General features: G+C 61.9%; 20 protein-coding genes. 9 read left to right on the forward strand and 11 right to left on the reverse strand.

Translation table 11 applies throughout. The features are described 5' to 3' along the window. Window positions 1-26: 26 nt before the first annotated feature. Entirely contained in the window at window positions 27-998 is a 972-nt protein-coding gene (locus NGM99_RS08035) for a WD40 repeat domain-containing protein (RefSeq protein WP_252817849.1), read from the reverse strand. A gap of 3 nt (window positions 999-1001) precedes the next feature. After that, on the reverse strand, window positions 1002-2090 hold the full coding sequence (locus NGM99_RS08040) for a CobW family GTP-binding protein (protein WP_252817851.1): 1089 nt from the start codon (window positions 2088-2090) through the stop codon (window positions 1002-1004). Between the two features lie 185 nt (window positions 2091-2275). Between NGM99_RS08040 and NGM99_RS08045 the strand changes: the two genes are divergently transcribed. The 3 genes from NGM99_RS08045 (at window position 2276) to NGM99_RS08055 (ending at window position 4924) form a co-directional block, all read left to right on the forward strand. Next, window positions 2276-2824: a MarR family winged helix-turn-helix transcriptional regulator gene (locus NGM99_RS08045; protein WP_252817853.1), complete on the forward strand. Its 549-nt coding sequence runs from the start codon at window positions 2276-2278 to the stop codon at window positions 2822-2824. Between the two features lie 90 nt (window positions 2825-2914). After that, a complete protein-coding gene (locus NGM99_RS08050) occupies window positions 2915-3937 on the forward strand; it encodes a LacI family DNA-binding transcriptional regulator (protein ID WP_252818439.1) in 1023 nt (340 codons plus the stop codon). A 15-nt stretch (window positions 3938-3952) separates the two neighbouring features. Further along, entirely contained in the window at window positions 3953-4924 is a 972-nt protein-coding gene (locus tag NGM99_RS08055) for a 2-hydroxyacid dehydrogenase (protein WP_252817854.1), read from the forward strand. Window positions 4925-4944: 20 nt separating this feature from the next. On the opposite strand, the gene NGM99_RS08060 is transcribed toward NGM99_RS08055, so the two are convergent. Continuing rightward, window positions 4945-5718, reverse strand: coding sequence for a gamma-glutamyl-gamma-aminobutyrate hydrolase family protein (locus NGM99_RS08060; RefSeq protein WP_252817856.1), 774 nt, complete (start codon window positions 5716-5718; stop codon window positions 4945-4947). Window positions 5719-5907: 189 nt separating this feature from the next. Here NGM99_RS08060 and NGM99_RS08065 point away from each other — a divergent pair, with 189 nt between their 5' ends. After that, window positions 5908-7005 carry a TRAP transporter substrate-binding protein gene (locus NGM99_RS08065; protein ID WP_252817857.1) on the forward strand — a complete coding sequence of 366 codons (1098 nt, stop codon included), beginning with the start codon at window positions 5908-5910 and terminating at the stop codon, window positions 7003-7005. 36 nt (window positions 7006-7041) lie between these two features. Here the strand turns inward: NGM99_RS08065 and NGM99_RS08070 are convergent, their stop codons facing one another. From NGM99_RS08070 to NGM99_RS08080, 3 genes are read right to left on the reverse strand one after another with little or no spacing between them, the layout of a single operon-like run. Beyond that, window positions 7042-8061 carry a zinc-dependent alcohol dehydrogenase family protein gene (locus NGM99_RS08070; protein ID WP_252817859.1) on the reverse strand — a complete coding sequence of 340 codons (1020 nt, stop codon included), beginning with the start codon at window positions 8059-8061 and terminating at the stop codon, window positions 7042-7044. Further along, on the reverse strand, window positions 8061-9578 hold the full coding sequence (locus tag NGM99_RS08075) for a TRAP transporter large permease (RefSeq protein WP_252817860.1): 1518 nt from the start codon (window positions 9576-9578) through the stop codon (window positions 8061-8063). The genes NGM99_RS08070 and NGM99_RS08075 overlap by 1 nt, the downstream gene beginning before the upstream one ends. Beyond that, window positions 9575-10180 (reverse strand): TRAP transporter small permease subunit, encoded by a 606-nt coding sequence (locus NGM99_RS08080; RefSeq protein WP_252817862.1) that lies wholly within the window; start codon window positions 10178-10180, stop codon window positions 9575-9577. Before NGM99_RS08080 ends, NGM99_RS08075 begins: the two co-directional genes overlap by 4 nt. Window positions 10181-10380: 200 nt before the next feature. Between NGM99_RS08080 and NGM99_RS08085 the strand changes: the two genes are divergently transcribed. Further along, complete coding sequence (locus NGM99_RS08085; protein WP_252817864.1) at window positions 10381-11463, forward strand: alpha/beta hydrolase; 1083 nt, start codon at window positions 10381-10383, stop codon at window positions 11461-11463. A gap of 261 nt (window positions 11464-11724) precedes the next feature. On the opposite strand, the gene NGM99_RS08090 is transcribed toward NGM99_RS08085, so the two are convergent. Then, the gene (locus tag NGM99_RS08090; protein WP_252817866.1) at window positions 11725-12051 is read right to left on the reverse strand and encodes a hypothetical protein; all 327 of its coding nucleotides are present in this window, start codon (window positions 12049-12051) and stop codon (window positions 11725-11727) included. Between NGM99_RS08090 and NGM99_RS08095 the strand changes: the two genes are divergently transcribed. From NGM99_RS08095 to NGM99_RS08110, 4 genes are all read left to right on the forward strand, one after another. Next, window positions 12019-14034: a putative bifunctional diguanylate cyclase/phosphodiesterase gene (locus NGM99_RS08095; protein WP_252817867.1), complete on the forward strand. Its 2016-nt coding sequence runs from the start codon at window positions 12019-12021 to the stop codon at window positions 14032-14034. The two genes, NGM99_RS08090 and NGM99_RS08095, sit on opposite strands and share 33 nt — an antisense overlap. A gap of 153 nt (window positions 14035-14187) precedes the next feature. Next, entirely contained in the window at window positions 14188-14967 is a 780-nt protein-coding gene (locus tag NGM99_RS08100) for an N-acyl amino acid synthase FeeM domain-containing protein (RefSeq protein ID WP_252817869.1), read from the forward strand. Between the two features lie 77 nt (window positions 14968-15044). Then, window positions 15045-15194: a DUF3096 domain-containing protein gene (locus tag NGM99_RS08105; RefSeq protein WP_252817871.1), complete on the forward strand. Its 150-nt coding sequence runs from the start codon at window positions 15045-15047 to the stop codon at window positions 15192-15194. An 86-nt stretch (window positions 15195-15280) separates the two neighbouring features. Further along, complete coding sequence (locus NGM99_RS08110; protein ID WP_252817872.1) at window positions 15281-15508, forward strand: aa3-type cytochrome c oxidase subunit IV; 228 nt, start codon at window positions 15281-15283, stop codon at window positions 15506-15508. 221 nt (window positions 15509-15729) lie between these two features. Here NGM99_RS08110 and NGM99_RS08115 read toward each other — a convergent pair whose 3' ends face one another. The 4 genes from NGM99_RS08115 to rpsU form a co-directional block, all read right to left on the reverse strand. Then, window positions 15730-17154, reverse strand: a complete 1425-nt coding sequence (locus tag NGM99_RS08115; RefSeq protein WP_435371413.1) for an MFS transporter — start codon at window positions 17152-17154, stop codon at window positions 15730-15732. 83 nt (window positions 17155-17237) lie between these two features. Continuing rightward, window positions 17238-17726 carry a DUF992 domain-containing protein gene (locus tag NGM99_RS08120; protein ID WP_252817875.1) on the reverse strand — a complete coding sequence of 163 codons (489 nt, stop codon included), beginning with the start codon at window positions 17724-17726 and terminating at the stop codon, window positions 17238-17240. A gap of 137 nt (window positions 17727-17863) precedes the next feature. Further along, a complete protein-coding gene (locus NGM99_RS08125) occupies window positions 17864-18712 on the reverse strand; it encodes a tetratricopeptide repeat protein (protein WP_252817877.1) in 849 nt (282 codons plus the stop codon). 177 nt (window positions 18713-18889) lie between these two features. Further along, the gene (gene rpsU, locus NGM99_RS08130) at window positions 18890-19144 is read right to left on the reverse strand and encodes a 30S ribosomal protein S21 (protein ID WP_252817878.1); all 255 of its coding nucleotides are present in this window, start codon (window positions 19142-19144) and stop codon (window positions 18890-18892) included. Window positions 19145-19259: the final 115 nt, after the last annotated feature.

Raw genomic sequence — 19259 nt, forward strand, 5'->3', positions numbered from 1 at the left:
GGATTGGTCTGTCCGGGGCCGATCTGTCAGGCGGAGATGTCGATCACGCCGCACTGGCCTTCCTCGCCGCCGAAAGCAAGACGCTGGCCGCCGCTGTCCCAATTCATCGTCGTCACTGCACCTTTGCCCGCGCGGCGCAACAGCACCTCGCGGCTATCAGTGAAGCGGGCGGCAAGCACCATGCCGTCGGCATAGCCAATGGCGACGATATCATCGGAGGGGTGGCAGGAAACGGCGGTCACCATCGTGTCGCCCCGCGTGCCGAGTTCGAGCGGCGCCTTGCCCATCGGGCCGTCCTTGCCCTGAAATGGCCAGAGGATCGCGGCCGGCGCCCCGGACGAGGCGAGCCAGCGGCCCTTGGCGCTCCATGACAGGCTCTTCACCTTGGCCGGGTAGCCAGTCATGCGCATGTGCTTGCCGTCGGCCAGCTTCCAGCCGTGCAGAGCATTTTCCTGCATCGCGGTGACGAGGAAGTTGCCGTCGGGCGAGAACGTCACGCCGGTATGCGCGCCGCCCCATTCCAGTTCGGTCGGCTTGCCCTGCGCGTTCGGGAAATGCAGCGTCGCGCCGTTGTAGCGGGCAACCGCGAGACGCAGCCCCTTGGGCGCGAAGGCGAGACCTTCGGCCGTGCGCGGATGGGCGAATTCCTTGAGTGTGCCGTCAGCGAGGCGCACCGTGGCGTTGCGCCCGGCAGCCCATGCGATGGCACCTTGCGGGCCGGATGCCACGGCGCCGATCCATTTGCGTGGAGTCTCGCCCAGCGTCTCGCTTTCGCCGCCAGCCCTGGTGGCAACGACCTTGCCGTCCTCGCCGCCTGTCAGAAGGCGCGTGGCTCCGTCGAAGGCCGCACAAAGCAGCCCATCATGAGCCTGCGCCTGCCTGTGTCCATTGTCGAGCCGATGAATCGTGCCATCGGCCAATGCGAAGAACGGGATGTCCTGAAGAAACCCGGCGGCCACACAGTGGCCGTCGAGGTCGAGCGGTGCGACTGTGGGCATGGATCAGGCGCGGCAGGCGTCGAAGGTGCGACGGAGCTTTTCCTCGTCAAGCTCGCGGCCGATGAAGACCAGCCGGCTCTCATGCGCTTCGCCATCCTTCCAGGGGCGCTGGTGGTCGCCTTCCATGATCATGTGAACGCCCTGAAGCACATAGCGGTCCGGATCGCCCTTGAAGGCGATGATACCCTTGAGGCGGAGGATGTTGGGCCCATCGATCTGGGTGATCTTCTCGATCCACGGAAAGAACTTCTTCGGGTCCATTTCGCCGGCGCGCAGGGAAACGGAGCGCACGGAGATGTCGTGGATGTCCGACACCTCACCGTGGTGATGATGGTGGCCATGATCGTGGCCGTGATGGTCGTGATTGCAGTCCGGGCCGCATTCGTGATCGTGGTCATGATGATGATCGTCGGCATCCAGGAAATGCGGGTCGTCTTCGAGAACGCGCTTGAGATCGAAAGCGCCCTGGTCGAGCACGGATTCCAATGCCACGCCCGAGCGCTCCGTCTTGTGGATACGCGCGGTAGGGTTGATGGCGCGGATCGTAGCTTCGACCTTGGCGAGTTCTTCCGGTGTCACGAGATCGAGCTTGTTGAGCACTACCAAGTCGGCAAAGGCGATCTGGTCCTCGGCTTCCTTGGAGTCCTTGAGGCGCAGCGGCAGGTGCTTGGCATCGACCAACGCCACAACCGCATCGAGACGCGTCTTCGCGCGCACATCCTCGTCCATGAAGAAGGTCTGCGCGACAGGGGCGGGGTCGGCGAGGCCCGTGGTTTCGACGACGATCGCGTCGAAACGGCCGGGCCGGCGCATCAGGCCTTCCACTACGCGCACGAGATCGCCGCGCACGGTGCAGCACACGCAGCCATTGTTCATCTCGTAGATTTCCTCGTCGGATTCCACGATCAGGTCGTTGTCGATGCCGATCTCGCCGAATTCGTTGACGATCACCGCATAGCGCTTGCCTTGGGTGTTCGAGAGAATGCGGTTCAGAAGCGTGGTCTTGCCCGAGCCGAGATAGCCGGTCAGTACGGTCACAGGGATCTGGGCGGCAGCAGTGGAGGCTGCGGGAGCGGTTGCGGTCTGGCTCATGGGGAAGCGTCCTTGAGAAACAGGTTGCGCCCATATAGGAGCAGTCGAGCCGCTTTGCACGGCCCTTCTCCTCACTTTGCGAGCCTGCTAACAAATGACAGTTCTGTCACCGAACTGTCATCAAAGTGTCATTCAACATTGCTAGGAGCCTAGCCGGCGAAAGAGGTTTCAGGGGCTTCGCAGGAATGGTCAAGGCCAAAGCCAAACGCAGCGAAACGATCGGTCAGCTGCATGGTGCCGCACGGCTGGTGCGCACGGCACTCGCTTCCCGGTTGAACGGGCACGGTTTTCATGCCGGTCAGGACGGGATCATGCTCGCCCTGCATGCCGAGGACGGCCAAACGCCAGGACAACTCGCGGCACGTCTCGGCGTGAAGCCGCCGACGATCACCAAGACCATCAACCGCCTGAGCGCGCAGGGGCATCTCGAAAAGAAGCCCTCGTCGGAAGACCAGCGCCAATCCAACGTGTTCCTCACCGAAACCGGTCGCGAGGCCATCCGCGACATCGAGCACGCGGTGAAGAAGACCGAGAAGCAGGCGCTCAAGGATTTCGACAAGAAGGACCGCAAGGCCCTGATGAAGCTGTTGCAGCGCATCGAGGCGAACCTGACCGATGGCGCGTCCGTCGACGATCACGATGATGACGGCGACGAGCTTTCCGTGCCGCTCGCCATCGCCGCGTCGGAGCTTTCGCAGGCCGAGCAGGCCGCCGATGCCGACAAGGATGTGTGAATCCTTGGGCGCCGGAATTTGATTTTCTCGTTTCCAGTCTCTATGGCCGTCTAAACAGTTTAAATCACGGCCGGACTGGGGAGCGGGACACTGGCGCAAAAGATCAAGCTGTCCACCATTGCGGACGCGCTGGGCGTATCCACTGCGACCGTATCGCTGGCGTTGCGCGACAGCGCGCTGGTGGCCAGCACCACGCGCGAGCGCATCAAGACGCATGCACGCGAGATCGGCTACATCTACAACCGCCGGGCGGCGAGCCTGCGCACGTCGCGGTCCGGCATTGTGGGCGTCGTGGTGCATGACATCATGAACCCGTTCTTTGCCGAGATTTTGCGTTCGATCGAAACCGAGCTCGACCGCTCCCGGCAGACCTTCATCCTGTCAAATCATTATGACGATCTGGAGAAGCAGCGGAACTTCGTGGACACGTTGCTGCAACTGGGCGCGGATGGCGTGATCATGTCGCCCGCCATCGGTACGCCGCCCGAGGATATCCGCATGGCGGAAGACAATGGGCTGCCCGCCGTGCTCATCGCGCGTGATGTGGAGGGGGCCGCGGTGCCGGCCTTTCGAGGCGACGACTCCTACGGCACCGCACTCGCCACCCGGCACCTGATCGAGCTCGGCCACACCCGCATCGCCATGGTCGGCGGCACGGACGGCACGTCCACCGGCCGCGACCGCTATCAGGGTTACAAGAATGCGATGGAAGCGGCAGGACTTTCGGTCGATGCGGCATGGCGCATTCCCGGCCCACGCACCAAGCAAGCGGGCTTCGATGCGACCGAGCGCTTCCTTTCACTGCCCGGCAAGCCGACGGCGGCCGTATGCTGGAACGATCTATCTGCCATCGGCCTGATGAACGGTCTTTTTCGGGCTGGCCTCGTGGCTGGTCGCGACGTTTCCGTGATCGGTTACGACGACCTCGAAGAGGCGGCTATCGCCACACCGGCGCTGACCACAGTCTGGAACGGTCAGCGCGAGGTCGGGCATCGCGCGGCCTCCGCTCTTGTTGCGCGGTTGAACGGTGAGGAGGTCAGCGCCGAGCAGGAACTGATCCATCCCGAACTGCGCATCCGCGCCTCGACCGGAAAGCCCCACGAGCGCAACTGAACGGAGTTTGCCATCATGACACGCGACATCACGATCCTGGTGCCGGGCAAGCTGCATGAGCGCGCTCTCGCTCGGCTCCATGAGAATTTCCGGGTGGTCCAGGTGGCGAGCGTCGAGCCGTCTGCGATCACTGCAGAGATCGTTGAACAGACACGCGGCATTGCCACGAGCTTCTTCGCCATCGATGCCGGTTTGATCGACCGCCTGCCCGAGCTCGAGATCATCGCGAATTTCGGCGTGGGCTATGACAAGGTCGATGCCAAACACGCCGCCATGCGCCATGTGATGGTGACGAACACGCCGGATGTGCTGACCGAAGAAGTGGCCGACACGGCACTCGGGCTGCTCATCAACACCATGCGCGAATTCCCGCGTGCGGAAGCCTGGCTGCGCGACAGGCACTGGGAGAAGGAAGGGCCATATCGGCTGACGCCAGGCACGCTGCGCGGGCGGAAGGTGGGCATCTTCGGCATGGGTCGGATCGGGCAGGCCATCGCGCGGCGCATCGAGGCGTTCGGATTGCCGGTGAGCTACCACAACCGCCGAGCAATTGAAGCCTCGCCCTATACCTACTACGACACGCTGGAGGGACTGGCCGAAGCGGTCGATACGCTGATCAACGTCGCACCCTCAACGCCTGAAACGGAGAAGGCGATCGACGCCTCCGTCCTCAAAGCACTGGGGCCGAGTGGCGTGTTCATCAATATCGGTCGCGGCACGACGGTGGACGAAGCGGCCCTGATCGAGGCGCTCGAGCAGGGCACGATCCAGGCGGCAGGGCTCGACGTGTTCGAAAAAGAACCGCATGTGCCTGCGCGACTGCTGGCGCTGCCCAACGCCGTGCTCCTGCCGCATGTGGGCTCGGCGTCGGTTTGGACGCGGAATGCGATGGCGGATCTGGTGGTGAATAATCTGATCAGCTGGTTCGATGAGGGAAGGGCCCTGACGCCGGTGGCGGAAACGCGCGGGGTCCAGGCGAGAGCCTGATCGTTCCGCTCGTCAAACCGTCACTCTGCCGCTTCGCGCACTCCGTCTCGCGCCGTCGCATAGGCTCGTGCCGCGTTGCCGAACGCGCGGAAAATCTGACCCGACGCCTTGTCGCTCGCGGCCCAATATTCTGGGTGCCACTGCACGCCAACGGCAAAGCCCGGTGCGCCGATCACGGAAACCGCCTCCACCGTACCATCGCTCGCGACCGCCTCGACCTGCAGCTTGTCCCCCAGCCGGCCGATGCCCTGGCGGTGGACCGAATTCACCTTGATTTCCCCCGCCCCGAAAATGCCGGCCAGGCAGCTGCCGGGTTTGATCTCGACACTCTGGCGAATGCCGAAGCGAATATCCTGATCGTCGCTCACCGGTGCCCGGTGGTCGAGCGCGCCTTCGCGTTCCTGGATTTCAGTCGCAAGCGTGCCGCCGAGTGCGACGTTGAGTTCCTGGATGCCACGGCAGATCGCGAGCAGCGGCACGCCGCGCGCGATGGCCTTGCGGATCAACGGCAGCGTGGTCGCGTCGCGGTCAGGATCATAGGGACCGTTGGCTTCCGTCGCTTCCTCGCCATAGAGCGAAGGATGCACATTCGATTTCGAGCCGGTGATGAGAACCCCGTCCACCCGGTCGAGCAGGCCGTCAAGGTCGAGACGATCGCCGAGGGAGGGAAGCACCAGCGGCAAGACACCGGCACTGGCAATGGCCGCCTCCAAGTATTGCCGGGGTGCTGCATGCCAAACATAGTTGTCGAACTGGCGGACATCGGCGGCGACCGCGACGAGCGGCTGGGACATGGAACAGGCTTTCGCTTGAATGACAGCCTCCATTTAATCCATCGTCCGGAAGCTTTCCAGACAGGCATGTTGGGCCAGCCCGGGGCTGCTGGACATGGGGGTTTCGCCATGTATTGTCGGGTTCGAGGGATCGACCGCGCGAGGAGAGAGCGCAAGCTCTTGCGGTGATCCAGAACAGGAGGAGACTGGATGGACCGTAGATCGTTTCTGACCAAGGGCGCGCTGGCCGGCGCCGGCACCGTGGCGCTTGCCGCGCCGGCCATCGCGCAAAGCCAGCCCAAGATCACATGGCGGCTGACATCGTCTTTCCCGAAGGGGCTGGATACGATCTATGGCGGCGGCCCGACCTTCGCGAAATACGTGTCCGAAGCGACTGACGGCAATTTCCAGATCCAGGTCTTCGCGGCGAACGAGATCGTGCCGGGCCTGCAGGCAGCGGATGCCGCCGCAGCCGGAACCGTCGAGGCGTGCCACACGGTGTCCTATTATTACTGGGGCAAGGATCCGGTCTGGGCGTTGGGAGCCGACGTGCCGTTCGCGCTCAACGCACGCGGTCGCAATGCCTGGCAGTACCACGGCGGCGGTATCGAACTCTTCAACGAGTTCATGGCCAAGCAGAACCTCGTCGCGCTGCCCAGCGGCAATACCGGCGTGCAAATGGGCGGCTGGTTCCGCAAGGAGATCAACACGGTCGCCGACCTGCAGGGCCTCAAGATGCGCGTCGGCGGCTTCGCCGGCTCGATCCTGTCACGGCTGGGTGTGATCCCGCAGCAGATCGCCGGCGGCGAAATCTATCAGGCGCTCGAAAAGGGCACGATCGATGCGGCCGAATGGGTCGGACCCTACGATGACGAGAAGCTCGGCTTCCAGAAGGTCGCGCCGTTCTACTACTATCCCGGCTGGTGGGAAGGCGGACCGACCGTCCACCTGATGTTCAACAAAGGCAAGTTCGACGAACTGCCTGAAAGCTACAAGTCTCTGGTGCGCACCGCCGCGCGGGCGACCGACAGCGACATGCTTTCGAAATATGACTGGCTGAACCCGACCGCGATCAAGAAGCTCGTCGCCAACGGCGCGCAGCTTCGTCCCTTCAGCCAGGACGTGCTCTCGGCCTGCTTCGACAAGAGCAACGAGGTCTATGCCGAGATCGAAGCGAAGAACCCGGATTTCAAGAAGATCTGGGACTCGATCAAAGCCTTCCGCAAGGACCACTACCTTTATCAGCAGATCGCCGAATACAATTTCGACACGTTCATGATGAGCCAGCAGCGCAACAAAAAGCTCTGAGGTCTGCGACAAGCCCCGGCCACGGCCGGGGCTTTCTTACGGGACGACGAGCGTTCGAATTTCACCGCGCGGCGCCGGCTGGCGGATCGCATCGGAGGCTTCTTCCAGCGTGATCGTCCGCGAGATCAGGGGTTCGACCTTGACCGTCCCACTCGCGATCAATTCCGCTGCCCGAGCATGGGTGAAGGGGTTGAGGAACGAGGCCTGAAGCCGTACCTCGCGCAGGAGGAGGCCGAGGGGCTCAATCGCGACCCGCGCTTCGGGCGGCAGTACGCCGAGAAGCACGGCCGTGCCGCCGCGTTTGGTGAGCTTCAGCATCTGCGTGACTGTTTCCGGCACGCCCGCGCATTCGAAAACGGCATCCGCGCCACCGGGAAAAAGGCCGCTTTCGCCGATGAGGCGCCTGAGAAAGTCGTCTCCGCTCGGATCGACCGTAGCCGTTGCGCCGATGCTTTGGGCAAGCGCGCGCTTGTCTGCTTGACGTGTCGCCATCACCACGCGTGTCGCGCCCGCCAACCTCGCAAGTTGCACGACGAGCATTCCGATCACGCCACCACCGAGCACGATGACTGACGCGCCGGTCTTCAAACCGGCGAGATCGACGCCATGGATGCAGCAGGCGAGGGGTTCGCAGAAGGCGCCGTGAAGGGGCGGAATGGAGAGCGGCAGCGCATGCGCCTGTGCCTCGGGCACCAGCGCATAATCCGCGAAACCGCCATCGCGCCGTACGCCGAGGGGCTGAAGGTTCTCACAGAGATTGACCTTGCCCTCACGGCAGGGCGCACAAAGACCGCAACCGTGGTTGGGGTCCGCCGTGATGCGCTCGCCGACACGGAACCGTGTCACACCGCTGCCCACGCTTTCCACGATGCCCGAGAACTCGTGGCCGAGCGTCACGGGCGGGCTTGCGCCGAACTCTCCTTTCACGATGTGGCGGTCCGTACCGCAGATACCGCAAGCCTCGACGCGGATCAGAAGATCAAACGGCCCGGGCGAAGGGCGCTCGACTTCACGCAATGCGATCTTTCCATCTCCCTCGAAGCGAACGGCGCGCATCAATCGAAACTCGGCGGCTGTGACAGGTTGGGCGCCTGTGGCTGGGCCGGTTGCGGTGCTGGTCCTCCACCGAAATCAGGCGGCGTGTTGAGATCGAAGGCGGGCGGCGCGGAAAGCCCGCCGCCCGTCTCGCCTCCCGGCGGCAGCGTGATCTGGATGGAGTTCAGGTCCACATTGGTCGGCGCATCGAGAAAGAAGGTCACCATGCCGGGGAAGGCGATGAGCAGGCCGACCAGGATCAACTGCAGGACCAGCCACGGAATCGCACCCAGATAGATGTCGCGCGTCGGCACCTGAGAGCGGGGCACGATGCCGCGCAGGTAGAACAGTGCGAAGCCGAAGGGCGGATGCATGAACGAGGTCTGCATGTTCGCGCAGATCATCACGCCGAACCAGATCAGGTTGATGCCAAGCGACTCCGCGACCGGCGCCAGCAGCGGGATCACGATGAAGGCGATCTCGAAGAAGTCGAGGAAGAAGGCCAGAACGAAGACGAAGATGTTGACGAAGATCAGGAAGCCCACCACGCCGCCGGGCAGTGACGTCAGCATCTCCTCGATCCAGTGACCGCCGCCCACGCCTTGGAAGACGAGACTGAAGACGCGCGCACCGAGCAGGATCCAGACCACCATCGCGGTCAGGCGCATGGTGGAATCCATGCCCGAATAGATCAGCGCCCAGGTGAGACGCCCGTTGAACCAGGCGAGCAGCATCGCACCCACCACGCCCATGGCGCCCGCTTCCGTCGGCGTGGCGAGGCCCATGAAGATGGTGCCGAGCACGATGAAGATCAGCGCGAGCGACGGAATCATGCCGCGCGCGCATTTGGCGATCAGCGGCCAGCCGCGCAGCGTGCGCGCTTCGGGCGGCAGGGCGGGCACATCCTCTGGGCGGATGATCGACAGGATGAACACCCAGCCTGCGAAGAGCAGCACCTGGACGATCGAGGCACCCGTCGCGCCGATATACATGTCGCCCGGCGAGCGCTGAAGCTGGTCGGCGAGCACGATCAGAACCAGCGAGGGCGGGATCAGCTGCGTGATGGTGCCCGAAGCCGCGATCACGCCGGTTGCGTGGCGCATATTGTAGCCGTAGCGCTGCATCACGGGCAGCGAGATCAGGCCCATGGCGATCACGGATGCCGCGACCGTACCGGTGATGGCGCCGAGCACGGCACCGACGAGGATGACCGCATAGGACAGCCCCCCGCGCACGCCACCGAACAGCTGGCCGAAACCGTCGAGCAGATCTTCCGCGAGCCCACATTTCTCCAAGATCACGCCCATGAAGGTGAAGAAGGGGATGGCGAGCAGCAACTCGTTCGAAAGCACCGAGAACAGCTGGTAGGTGAGATTGCCAAGAAAATCCGGCGCGATGAGCCCGAGCTCGATGCCGACCAGGCCGAAGAACAGGCCGACGGCGGCGAGGCTGAAGGCGGCCGGGTAGCCGATGATCATGAAGATGATCAGCCCCGCGAACATCAGCGGGGCGAGGTTATGCGTGATGAATGCGATCATTGCAGGGGCTTTTCGTAGGCGAACTCACGCACATAGCCTTGGGAAAGCACCAGCACGCATTTCACGACTTCGGCCACGCCCTGCAGGCCCATCAGCGCGAAGCCGAGCGGGATCATGAGAAAGACCGGCCAGCGCACGAGCCCGCCGGCATTGAGCGACCCCTCATTGGTCAGCCATGCATGGTAGAACCACGGCCAAGTCAGCCAGACCATCAGGGCGCACATCGGCAGGAGGAAGAAGAGCCCGCCGAGAAGGTCGATCCAGGTGCGCGTGCGCTCGCTCACCCAGCCGTAGAAGAGATCCACGCGTACATGCTCGTTGACCTTGAGCGTCCACGCGCCACCGAGCATCACCATGCCGGCGAACATGTACCACTGGGATTCCGACAAGGTGTTGGAGTTGTTGCGGTAAAGGTCGAGCATGCTGGTGAAGACATGCGTGCCGAGTGCTGCGTCCAATTCCACCAGCGTGCCGGTCGAGTAACGGAAGATTGCGTTGAACGCGCTGACCAGCGCTGAAAAGAGCACGAGATAAACGGCGACCACCGCAACGCGGCGGCTCAAGCCATCGATCAGGCGCGTGAATGCGAGTGCTGCCCTCAAACGGCTGTCCTCCCGATCTGCTTCGCGCCGGCCCGGTCGAGACAGGTCCGCGCATCCTCCGGGGCGCACTATTGCAGGCGACCGGCGCTTTGCAAAGAACACGCGGCCAAACCGTTGCCGCTTTCAATTGTCAGGCGCTTCATGAAAGATCGGACCGTGGGATCCGGCTTGAGGAGCCGAGGGATTTTGAGAGGGGAAGAATGTTCAAGCGCATGCTTCTCACCGCTTTCGCGGTGCTGACGGGGCTCGGTTCGGCGATGGCTGCCAACGGGGATGCGGTCGGCGTCGTGCGGGAAGACCAGGCGATGCCCAGCGCCATCCTGCGTCAGGACGTGGATTATTCCGTCTATCTGCCGCCGGAATACGACCGCAGGGTACGCTCCTATCCCGTGATCTTCATGATGCATGGCGTGGGCGGGCGCAGCGAGGACTGGTTCCAGTTCGCCCGCGCCAACCTGATCTTCGACAAGCTCATCGAAAGCGGCAAGGTGCCGCCCTTCATCGCCGTCTCGCCCGAAGGCCGGCGCGATCCCAAAGACAGTTTCAACACCTATTACATGAACGATGCCGACGGCGCCTTCCGCTGGCAGGACATGTTCGTGCGCGAATTCGTGCCCTTCGTCGAAAAGCGCTATGGCGGCTTGGGCACCAAGAACGGTCGCGCGATCATCGGCCTTTCCATGGGCGGCTATGCGGCAACTGCCTTGTCGCTGAAATATCCCGACCTGTTCGTGGGCGCGGCCGCCCTCAGTGCGGCCTTCCGCACCGAAGACCAGATCACCGCGCTCGACCAAACCGCTTATGATTGGCGCTATGGCAAAGCTTGGGGCATCGGGCTCGCCGGCAAGGCGCGCATCAACAAGCTTTATCGCGCCAACAGCGTATTCGACCTTGCCAGCGAAGTGCCTGGAAAGAATCTGGAAAAGACCAGTTTCTACTTCGACTGCGGTTCCGACGACGACTTTTTCGCCGGCAACGCCGCCTTTCACCTGCAACTGCGCAAGCTCGGCGTAAAACATCGCTTCATGGTGCGCGAGGGCGGCCATGACTGGACCTATTGGGGCGACGGGCTACCGGAAGCCACTCGGTTTATCGGCGCTCTCTTCCAGAAAGGAATGTCTCCGGAAGCTCTCAAGCCGTCCAAGCCAGCCTCTGATCTCGTCGCAAGCTCCGACGAGGACCAACCCAAACGCCAGCCGAGCGGTCGACCGACGCTTGCACCGATCGAGGCGAAGACGGTCGGTTCGCAAAAGCCCAAGGGCATCAAGGGCGCTGGGTCCTGAAGGAAGTCCAGTGGTGCGTCTTGAGAGACGTTGATGCCGTCTTCTTGGCGAGCGCCACGCTTGAACACTTTGCCGACCGGTCAAGTGACTTGTATTGGACTTTACGCCAGGCGCTGATCGCACTGCTGCTTGATAATTTTTCTCCAAACCGGTTCCGGCAGGCTTGCGGTCTGGGCGTTCCTTCTATCTCCTTGAGCAAAAGGCTTTTTTAAGTCTGGTCTGCCATGTTCGGCATCGGTCCTCCTGGATTTCACGGTGCAACTAGATCGAAAGAATGAGCTTCCGACCGACGTTTACATAACTTTCGTGCAAACGCTCTTTCGGGATGTCACCACGCTGACGATCGGCTTCGTCGCGCAGACCTTGCTCGTCCTCATGTCCTACTGGAAGACGGGTGCCGCCGTTTACCTGTATGTGGCGATCGCGTTCGTTGTGGTCGCTGCCCTCCGTCTCAACAACACGATCCATTTCGCTAAAATGCCAGCCCCGGACGGCTATGCGGAGGCTCTGCGTCGGGAGAATCAGTATATCTTCTATGGCGCGCTCCACGGGGCGATGTTCGGCCTTTTCGGCTTTGTCAGCATCCATGTGAGTCCCGATAATTTTGCCGAGGTTGCGGCTGTTTGCATGACTTTCGGGTCGGCAAGCTCGATCGCAGGGCGCAACTACGGCTCGCCACGCATGGTGATGATCTTCATGGTCACCATGATCGTGCCGATCTCGATTGCGTTCATCTTGCGCGGCGATACCTATCACGTCGTCCTCGGCGTGATGGCTCTGCCATTGTTCTTCGCGATCCGGCGCTTTGCGCTTGTCGTGCGCGAAGTTCTCCTCACCGCCTTGTCGGAAGAAAAGAAATCGCATCGACTTGCGCAGCGATTCAACCGTGCCCTCAACACGATGGGGCACGGCCTCGTGATGCTTGGACCCGATGGGCGCATCGTCGTCGCCAACATGGAGGCAGCTCGCCTCATGGCGTTTTCGACCAGCGAGCGTCTCATAGGGCGGACGATCAAGGATCTGCTGAAGCGCGGCGTCGCCGGAAACATGCTGGCTGCCCGCGACTGCCGCTTCATCGAGTCCCAGCTCACCCGCGCGTTACGCGAGGGACGCAGCAGGAAAGTTCTGGTTTCGCTGACCAATGGTCAACATTATGAGTTTTCTGCCAGGGAGGGCAGCCAGGAACTGGGCGTCATCACCTTTGAAGAGGTGACGGCCCGCATCCAAGCGGAGGAGAAAATCCGCACCATGGCTCGTCACGATAGCCTGACCGGCCTCGTCAATCGTGCCTACTTCAATGAACTCGTGACCGACATCATGGCGAGCGGCGATCCGGATCGCCTTTGCGCATTCGCCGTCATCGATCTGGACGACTTCAAAAGCATCAACGATACGCTGGGTCACCCTATCGGCGATAAGATGATCCTGGCTGTCGGGGAACGGCTGCATGTCTTCGCCAGCGAGCGCATGATCGTCAGTCGCTTCGGCGGCGACGAATTCATGCTTTTCATCGATAATCTCGATGATGAGTTCGAGCTCTCGGACATCATCAACAAGGTCTTCGGTGCTCTGGAGGGTGAGGTCGATGCCGTTGGGCATGTGCTGCGTATCGAGGCCAGCGGCGGTGCCGCCGTTGCCAAGGTCCGGGATACCGATTTCGATGCGATGATCGTTCGCGCCGATCTGGCGCTCTACAAGGCAAAGGAAGAAGGGAAGGGGCGCTGGAAGCTGTTCGAAAGCGCGATGGATGCCGCTTTCCGCGACAAGCAATTGCTCAAGGCGGATCTGCGGAATGCCGTCGAGGCCCGCGAATTGAGGGTCGTCTATCAGCCGATCATCGCCCTCGAAACCATGCGCATTGCCAGCTGCGAGGCACTATGCCGTTGGGACCATCCTTCGCTCGGACCGGTTTCCCCTGCGATCTTCATTCCGCTGGCCGAAGAAATGGGTATCATTTCGCAGATCAGCGTCTTCGTACTCGAAACGGCGACCGCAGAATGCAAAAAGTGGCCTGAACCGATCAGCGTATCAGTCAATCTTTCTGCGAAAGATTTCCGCAGCCCGGATATGGTGGACAAGGTTCGAGCCGTGCTGGATCAGTCGGGTCTCGCATCCGATCGTCTTGAGATCGAGGTAACCGAGACTGCGCTGCTTGACGACCAGGTGCAGACCAGCCGCACCATCGAGGCCATCAAAGCGATTGGTGTGCGGATTGCGTTGGACGATTTCGGTACCGGCTATTCGAGCCTGAGCTATCTGCACAAGCTGCCGCTCGATAAGGTGAAGATCGACCGGTCATTCCTTCATGACATCGCGCGCAACCAGAGAACGCTCGAACTCGTGCGCAGCATTGTCGGACTGTCCCGCGCGCTGGGTCTGGAAATAACCATCGAAGGGGTCGAGACATTCGAGCAGCTCAAAGTGCTGGTTCGAGAAGTGCAGCCGGACATGGTGCAAGGATTTCTGTACGGCGCAGCATTGTCCGCATCTGGCATCAGAACCATGTCGAGCACAGTGTGGCCGCTCGCTGAGAACGTGTCTCTCTCACAGCGAAAATCCGCCACCACCTGAATCCGCTACAAAATCGCGTTAAACTCGCACTAAACTCTGCTCACACGATTAACCTTAACGGGAGTTAAGCGTTCGGCTTTTTAATCAAATGTTTACTTCGTCTCTCCGCCCCCTAAGGTGCAAGAAAGTGAACTTCGTAAAAGGCAGGGCTTGATGAATGCGCATGTGGCCACATTGCGGCATGTGGCGAGTATGAGTGATCCCGTAGCGCCAGCTACGGTCTCCAACTTCTCGAGAACTGTTTCCGAGCTTCTGGAGCGAACCGAGTATCGGCGGTGCGATGCAGGAGAAGACCTCGAGGCTGTTTATCGTCTTCGCTACAAATCTTATCGCACGACGGACATGGTGCGACCGAATACGAGTCAAACCATCTACGATGCTTATGACGACCTGCCCAACAGCTACAAGTTCGGTATATTCATAGACGGTCAGCTGGTCAGCACGCTGCGGCTGAGCCTGATCTCACCGGAGAATCCGGTTTCGCCGACCATGGCAGTCTATGGGGATCTTCTGGATCCGATCCTCGCGCAGGGCACGCGCCTGATCGACCCGACGCGCTTTGCGGCCGATGCGGAGTTCTCCAGGCTTCATCCGCAGATACCCTATCTTACCCTGCGACTGGCCAGCATGGCCTGCTTCCACTTCAACGCGCCATATTGCTTGTCGACGATCCGGGAAGAGCATGTCGGCTTCTATCGCCGTGTGTTCTGGTCGGAAAAGCTCGGTGAGCTCCGAAGCTTCCCGGGGCTCAATTATCAGGTCGTACTCTACATTGCGAATGTGCTGGGTATCCGCGAACGCTTCTTCGCGCGTTATCCTTTCTTTCAGGCGACGGCCCTGGAGCAGCGGATGTTGTTCGATGATCCGTCACTTGGCGAACGTGCGCCGCTGACCGTGCTGCCGACAGCAAAATATATTCCCGAGGCCGCATAGCTGGAATCCTCACTGTGCGGCCCCTGAAAGCAGGCAGGGCAGCTCTATCTCGTTTCGACATGCGTTGAGGAAAACTGATGGACTTCGCCAATCTGCCGCTTTCGCCGCTGATCGCTCTGATCGCAGGTGTGCTCATTCTCGTGATGCCGCGCCTGCTGAACTACATCGTGGCGCTTTATCTCATCGTGATCGGCCTGCTCGGCCTGTTTCCGCAACTGGCGGGATGAGAATGGGCGTGGCCATCGGCCGCCATTGCCCGGCTTCCACGATTTCGCTATGGCACAAGGGTTGTTGAAGCCGGGGAAGAGGGAACATGGCGGAGCATCATACCAGCGGGCCGCTCGAAATGGGTGCCAAGATGGACTACCCGGAGCATGAGAAGACCTACGACCGTTTTCTCATCCTCACCAAGTACGGCACGCTCGCCGTGGTTGCTCTCCTGATCGCCATGGCATTCGGTCTGCTGGGCGGCGGCGGCTTCATCTCGTCCATTATCCTTTTCGTGCTGATCCTGGCGGTCGGATCCTTAGCCTTGCGCTGAGCGTTGCTGCTGCCCTCGATAGGGGTTTCCCTGTCGTGTATCGTTTCCATCATGCAGTGGCCTCGTCGCCTGTCGAGGGCATCGTTTGTAGCTCGCCGGCCTGCAGCGCTGGCCTGTCGCACCGTGTGATCAATGACGTCTCTGCCGACTGGCATCTGCTGGTTTGCAAAGAGGCATGACGGGTAGGGGCCTGATGCCGGAAGATTGTGTTCAGCGTTGAGTCAAACCGCCGGGGCGGGGTGCCGGACAAGTTTGACAGCCGCGACCACGCCGAGCGCTGCCAGTGGCAGAAAGGCGAGGAAGAGCCATGGCGCAACATGCGCCGCGGTATCTGTGCTGAGCCCCTTGGAGAAGCCTGCCTCGTTGGCGACGATGCCGCAGAGCGCCGCCCCCGTCGCATAGCCGATGCGCTGGAGCGCCGACACGCCCGACGAGGCAACCGTGCGCTCGTCTTCCGGTGCGGCTGTAACCACCATACGTGTGACAAACGGCCAAGCGATACCGAAGCCGCCACCTTGCAGAAGTGCGCAGAAAAGAATGAGTGGCAAGGAGCCCGCCGGCACGGCGTAGGCGAAGCCGGCAATGCCTGCCGCGATCATCACGGCGCCTGCTACGATAACCAGTCTCTCGTTCGCTGCGCGCAGGTTCGCGACCGCAATGGAAAGAACCGACCATGCGATGGATTCGGCTGCGATGATGTAGCCGGTGGTCAGCACCGAAATGCCGTGCAGGCTGGTCAACAGGATCGGCCCGTAGATGAAGAAGGAACAGGTCGCGATCGAGAGCGAGCCGACCATGATCATCCCGGCTCCCAAGGGGCGGTGCCAGTCGAACAGCTTCGAAGGAAACAGCCGCGAGCGCGCATTGCGAGCATCGAGCCGAAAGAACAGCACGAGACCCGTGATGCCGAGCGCGAACAGCATAGTGGCGGCGAGCACGCCGTGAACGACGCCCGCCGCCGCGATCATGACGACGCCTGTGGCCAGCGCGGCGAGTGACAGAACGGGAAAGGGCGGCGGGATATCTTCGCCCGCAAGCCCAATGCGAAGTGCTGCGCCGCGCAGGATGATGAGGCTCGCGCAGGCCATTGCGAGGCCGGCCCCCGCGAAAAGCACGAAGGCTGCGCGCCAACTGAAGTGTTCAACGAAAAGCGCGCCGAGGAGCGGGCCACTAAATGCGGAAACGCCCCATACGACCGAGATGATGGCGAAAAGCTGAGGCCAGACCATGCTTGGAAACAGGCGCTCGACGGAAACGAATGCCAGGCCCATCAGTCCACCGCAGCCCAAGCCTTCGATCACGCGGCCGAGCAGAAAGAGTGGCATGGAAGGCGACAGGGCGCAGATCGCGGCACCCAGCGCGTAAAGCAGCGCTGCCAGCACCATGGTGCTGCGCAAGGAAAGATAGGAGATCATGCGGCCGGCAGCGGCCCCTGCCGTGATCGCGCCAAGCTCATAGATCGAGAGTGACCAGCCGATCATCTCGACGCCGGACAGGTCACGCACCAGCGCGGGCATGACGGTCGCGAGCATGGTCTCGTTGGTGGCGTGGAGCATCACACCGAGGCTGATGAAGCAGAAACGAGCGAGATCGCTGCTCCGCCGGAGTGCCGCCCAGTCGAGCCGACCGCTTTGAAATTCTGCCACCATGCAAAACACCTCCCAGCCATGGCTAGGCCGGGAGGTGCGGATCAGACAAGGGTGGTGGCGTTAGGCCAGTCGCTCAGGACTTACTTGACCGTCTCCTGGTAGAGTTCGAGCTTGGTCACTGCGACCGCCGCGTTCAGACCCGTCTGCGTCTGCACGCTCAGTGGCTGAAGCGTCAGCGAGCGCTTGAAGCCGCCGACGAGCAGGTTCGCACCACCGCCCGTCACGATGCTCGCATCGGCGCTGGCACCCAGATAGTTGCCGACGAGGCTGCCCGGACCATACTCACCGCCATGGGCAGCCAACACGGCCCACGAGATCGAAGACTGGTGGGTGATGCCGAGGTCGATGCCGAGCTTGCCGATGCGGCCCGTATAGATTTCCGGGCCGTAAGCCTTGTCATAGGGGCGGAAGGTGCAGGTGAGGCCCTTATGCGAGCCGACTACATAGCCCAGCCCGCCATCGACCGCGCAGTCGAGAATGCCGAGTTCGAGACCGGCGGCATGCGTGGCTGGCGTGGCGGCAAAAAGCGAGGCGCCGAGGATCGCGAGCGCCGAAAGCGTTTTCTTCATGGTGAAACTCCTGAACAATCTACATGTCCCCAACCTGCGCCTGAAAGGGTTTCAGGGGCGGTTGGGTTCCACGAGAGGGTTGTTCAGCTGTGAATGGCGCTTTTGAGACAGGTTGTCGGTGGCTCGGATTAATCTGATCACACGCCGCGCGTGCGGCTCAGACCTTCCTTCGCAGGTCCATAATTGGGGTCGAGCTGGACCGCGCGGGCATAAGACTTCGCCGCACGTGCCTTGTCGCCGCGACGCTCATAGATCAACGCCTGATTGGCCCAGCTTTCGGCCAGCTTGTCGTTGAGCTTGATCGCCATGTTGAAGTCGGTGAAGGCGTTGTCCTCGTCGTTGGTCGCGAGATAGCTGAGGCCGCGGCCATTATAGGGCTCGGGCGCGTCGGGCGAGAGCGAGATGGCGGTCGAGAAGTCTTCGAGAGCCAGAGCGTGCTGCCCTTGGCGCTGATAAAGCAGGCCGCGATTGTGGTAGGCGCGGGCATCCGTGGTGTCGAGCTGGATGGCCTTCTGGAAGTCGTTGAAGGCTTCCTGCGTGCGGCCCGCCTGACGGTAGAGATTGCCGCGTCCGATATAGGCGGCATCGTAGTTCGGATTGATCTGAATGGCCTTGTTGTAGTCGGCGAGCGCGTTTTGCTGGTCGTTGGTGAAGCGATAGATCAGCGCGCGGTTGGAATAGGCCTGATAATAATCCGGCTTGAGCGAGATCGCCTGATCGAAATCCTTGAGCGCCTCGCGATAGCGCCCGCCGCGGCCATAGGCCGAGCCCCGCACATTGTAGGCTTCAGGATCCTGCGGGTTGCGGCTGATCACCGAAGACAGGGAGGCGATGTTCTGCGTCGATCCCTGGGCGGCGTCGATGCTCCCCAGATTGCTGGTCGGGCTTGTCTGGCAGGCGGAAAGAGCGGTCGCGGCTGCCAGAAGCAGCGAGGCGGCCAGCACGCGAGAACGCGAAACGGGGAGGCGGAATGGGGTCGCGGTCATGGCGTCTGTTCCCTGCGCGCCGGCATTAAACGCACGACGTGTCGAAAGATGGCGCGGTTCTCGCCGCCTTGCCAAGCGGGTTTCGCTTGAGCCGGCAACGAAAAAGGCGCGGCGACGCTTCACGTCACCCCGCCTTCGGAAATCCCTAAATGTGGAAAGGGACGAAAACTTGGCGGCTCAACGGGCCGGACGAGCAGCTGCAGGTGCCGCAGCGGGCTTCGCACCCGGCAGCAGGCCTTCGCGCTGCGCACGCTTGCGAGCCAGCTTGCGGGCGCGGCGCACGGCCTCCGCCTTTTCGCGGGCGCGCTTCTCGGACGGCTTCTCGTAGTGGCCGCGCATCTTCATCTCGCGGAAGATGCCTTCGCGCTGCATCTTCTTCTTGAGTGCGCGAAGCGCCTGATCAACGTTGTTATCGCGGACGAGAACCTGCACGGGCAATCCTGTGTTTCGGGTCGTGCGACCCATATGTTGATTTTGAACTGTGTGAAGGCGTGCGCCCAGAAGGCACCGCCTCCGGCGGCATTCCTGCCGCGAATTTCGGCGCGCT

The sequence above is a fragment of the Mesorhizobium liriopis genome, assembly GCF_024053505.1.
In the GTDB taxonomy this organism is placed as follows: Bacteria; Pseudomonadota; Alphaproteobacteria; order Rhizobiales; family Rhizobiaceae; genus Mesorhizobium_B; species Mesorhizobium_B liriopis.

Coding starts and splice junctions, on each gene's coding strand:
- NGM99_RS08035 (WP_252817849.1), bottom strand. CDS start 998: ATGCCCACAGTCGCACCGCTCGACCTCGACGGCCACTGTGTGGCCGCC.
- NGM99_RS08040 (WP_252817851.1), bottom strand. CDS start 2,090: ATGAGCCAGACCGCAACCGCTCCCGCAGCCTCCACTGCTGCCGCCCAG.
- NGM99_RS08045 (WP_252817853.1), top strand. CDS start 2,276: ATGGTCAAGGCCAAAGCCAAACGCAGCGAAACGATCGGTCAGCTGCAT.
- NGM99_RS08055 (WP_252817854.1), top strand. CDS start 3,953: ATGACACGCGACATCACGATCCTGGTGCCGGGCAAGCTGCATGAGCGC.
- NGM99_RS08060 (WP_252817856.1), bottom strand. CDS start 5,718: ATGTCCCAGCCGCTCGTCGCGGTCGCCGCCGATGTCCGCCAGTTCGAC.
- NGM99_RS08065 (WP_252817857.1), top strand. CDS start 5,908: ATGGACCGTAGATCGTTTCTGACCAAGGGCGCGCTGGCCGGCGCCGGC.
- NGM99_RS08070 (WP_252817859.1), bottom strand. CDS start 8,061: ATGCGCGCCGTTCGCTTCGAGGGAGATGGAAAGATCGCATTGCGTGAA.
- NGM99_RS08075 (WP_252817860.1), bottom strand. CDS start 9,578: ATGATCGCATTCATCACGCATAACCTCGCCCCGCTGATGTTCGCGGGG.
- NGM99_RS08085 (WP_252817864.1), top strand. CDS start 10,381: ATGTTCAAGCGCATGCTTCTCACCGCTTTCGCGGTGCTGACGGGGCTC.
- NGM99_RS08095 (WP_252817867.1), top strand. CDS start 12,019: ATGTTCGGCCTTTTCGGCTTTGTCAGCATCCATGTGAGTCCCGATAAT.
- NGM99_RS08090 (WP_252817866.1), bottom strand. CDS start 12,051: ATGGATGCTGACAAAGCCGAAAAGGCCGAACATCGCCCCGTGGAGCGC.
- NGM99_RS08100 (WP_252817869.1), top strand. CDS start 14,188: ATGAATGCGCATGTGGCCACATTGCGGCATGTGGCGAGTATGAGTGAT.
- NGM99_RS08105 (WP_252817871.1), top strand. CDS start 15,045: ATGGACTTCGCCAATCTGCCGCTTTCGCCGCTGATCGCTCTGATCGCA.
- NGM99_RS08110 (WP_252817872.1), top strand. CDS start 15,281: ATGGCGGAGCATCATACCAGCGGGCCGCTCGAAATGGGTGCCAAGATG.
- NGM99_RS08120 (WP_252817875.1), bottom strand. CDS start 17,726: ATGAAGAAAACGCTTTCGGCGCTCGCGATCCTCGGCGCCTCGCTTTTT.
- NGM99_RS08125 (WP_252817877.1), bottom strand. CDS start 18,712: ATGACCGCGACCCCATTCCGCCTCCCCGTTTCGCGTTCTCGCGTGCTG.